The following is a 1,868-nucleotide window of genomic DNA, read 5'->3' as shown; positions in this document are numbered from 1 at the left end:
TGATTAGAGTCAGGTGGGTTTTATGGATCGTTTTACCGTTTTTGGTCGTCCGGGCTGTGGTTATTGTGTACGAGCTAAAGAAGTGCTGGAAAGCCGTGGACTGCCAATGCTCTACGTGGATATTCATGCGGAAGGCATCACCAAGGCAGATCTGGAAAAAACAGTAGGAAAGCGGGTTGAAACCGTACCTCAGATTTTTCATGGTCAAAAGTACATTGGCGGTTACACAGAGCTGGATGCCTATTTGAAAGAAGAGTTGGTGGAATCCCTGCAAGGCTGAGGTCGACAGCCAGTCGCTGCGCCTCAGGCCAGTCATTCGTGGTATGGTCCGGCCCCGTCGATGTAAGGTAGCAATCAGGATGCTCGACGTTACTATCAGGGGCAGAATCACTACAACCCATACGCCTTTGCGTTACTGGTGAAAGTGCCAATTAATGACAAAAACGCTGACAATGGTGGTAATCAGGCTCAGAAAGGTAATGATGTATTGCCGACTAAAAGAGCCCATTTCGGTGCGTACATCGCTGATTTCAGCACGAACACCGGCAATCTCTTTATGCAGTTCGGTTCGCACACCGGCTATATCCCTGTGCAGCTCAGTACGCAAGGCACTGATATCCGAACTCAGTGACTGATAATTTCGCTCACCTTGTAGCTGTAACTGCATAATGGCTTCCTGCATAATCAGGATATCCTTTTTACTGGCGTTGTATTCCGGATCAAGGGAAGCACTGACCTTACTGGCCAGTTCTTCATCAATGCCAATACGCTTGAGCTCTGAAAATAACGACTTTTCCATAACCACCCCGACAAAAACTGAAAAAACAGCATTGATCAGGGATGACACTACGACCAGCTGGCAAGACCAGACTGCAGACCCTGTTTTTCAACAGGCCGACGATGCCGAAAAAGAACGTCTGCGCAACCAGTATTGGGAACAGAATCTGGCCCCTGCCATTCCCATGGAAAACTGGGCCGAAGCGAAAAAACATTTTTGATGAGCAGACACGCCACTGGTCACCATCTACTATCAACTACCCAATACCTTTCGAATTCAGGCATATTTATAAATTCGAGAGTGTGGGTTTTCGGATATTTTCACCAGTCTGGCGTCACTGCGAGTGAGTCGCTCCTGTTTGGCAGAGGGATTAAAGGGTTTGATCCGGTTGAACTCTGGCAATGGCTGGCCTTTTTCGAGCTGGACAAAAACAGGGAGTGGGGTATTGATCTGGCCAGGATAGCGCTTGCGAAGCTCTTTATCCGCCTTTCTCAGCTGTTCAATCTCTTTGGCCCAGGTCAGATTGGCACGGAGGTGAGGGCTCAGAACTCTTTTGATAATGACGGTCTCGCTGGCGGGCATCGCTTCAAGCATCTCAATGTCTGTCTGAATGGCACTGGAAGTCAGGTATTTTTTGCGTAGATGGTCAATTGCTTCATTTGCGGAAAGCTTAACAGAGCCGCTATGGTGGGCTGCCCAGCTGAAGCCAATGCGACGGGGTGGTGTCTCAAAGAGTTTCAGTTGACGATAACTCTGGACGAAATGGATGTGGGCAAACTGCAGGCCGCCCAGCATCTTCTCCCTGATCTCGTCCGATGTTTCTTCAATGGCTTCAATACTGTCTCCATACAGCTTCCTGAACTCGGTCATAGCCTGTTTGAAGTTTTCCCGGGCTTCATTAAGCCTTATACCTGTCTGCAAGGTGTCTCTGGCGATGCCCACGATTCCGGGCAGCCGGGCCGTTTCCTGTTTGTTTTGCTGATCGGTATAGATCAACCGGGTGCTGGTTTCAGCTGCCAGTGCGCGGTCATTCTTGTCCTCGTCCGGCAATTTCATGACCCAGACGGGCAGGAGCTGGTCATCATAGACC

At 49.5% G+C, this 1,868-nt stretch carries 4 protein-coding genes; 2 read left to right on the top strand and 2 right to left on the bottom strand.

Annotated elements, in window-relative coordinates; all coding sequences use genetic code 11:
* Window positions 1-22 precede the first annotated feature (22 nt).
* A complete protein-coding gene (locus KDK16_RS08710; protein ID WP_257275634.1) occupies window positions 23-280 on the top strand; it encodes a GrxA family glutaredoxin in 258 nt (85 codons plus the stop codon).
* A gap of 132 nt (window positions 281-412) precedes the next feature.
* Here the strand turns inward: KDK16_RS08710 and KDK16_RS08705 are convergent, their stop codons facing one another.
* Window positions 413-799 carry a hypothetical protein gene (locus KDK16_RS08705; protein WP_257275633.1) on the bottom strand — a complete coding sequence of 129 codons (387 nt, stop codon included), beginning with the start codon at window positions 797-799 and terminating at the stop codon, window positions 413-415.
* Window positions 800-830: 31 nt separating this feature from the next.
* Here KDK16_RS08705 and KDK16_RS08700 point away from each other — a divergent pair, with 31 nt between their 5' ends.
* The gene (locus tag KDK16_RS08700) at window positions 831-998 is read left to right on the top strand and encodes a hypothetical protein (RefSeq protein ID WP_257275632.1); all 168 of its coding nucleotides are present in this window, start codon (window positions 831-833) and stop codon (window positions 996-998) included.
* A 56-nt stretch (window positions 999-1,054) separates the two neighbouring features.
* Here the strand turns inward: KDK16_RS08700 and KDK16_RS08695 are convergent.
* Window positions 1,055-1,868, bottom strand: an 814-nt coding sequence (locus KDK16_RS08695) for a DNA replication terminus site-binding protein (RefSeq protein ID WP_257275631.1), incomplete at its 5' end; no start/stop codon positions are given.

This window comes from Endozoicomonas sp. SESOKO4, from assembly GCF_024606275.1.
Note: the sequence above shows the minus strand (reverse complement) of the source record. Positions and strands in the feature narration are given on the sequence as shown.

Bases quoted from the DNA above. Each gene is read 5' to 3' on its own strand.
- KDK16_RS08705 (WP_257275633.1), bottom strand. From the start codon at position 799: ATGGAAAAGTCGTTATTTTCAGAGCTCAAGCGTATTGGCATTGATGAA.
- KDK16_RS08710 (WP_257275634.1), top strand. From the start codon at position 23: ATGGATCGTTTTACCGTTTTTGGTCGTCCGGGCTGTGGTTATTGTGTA.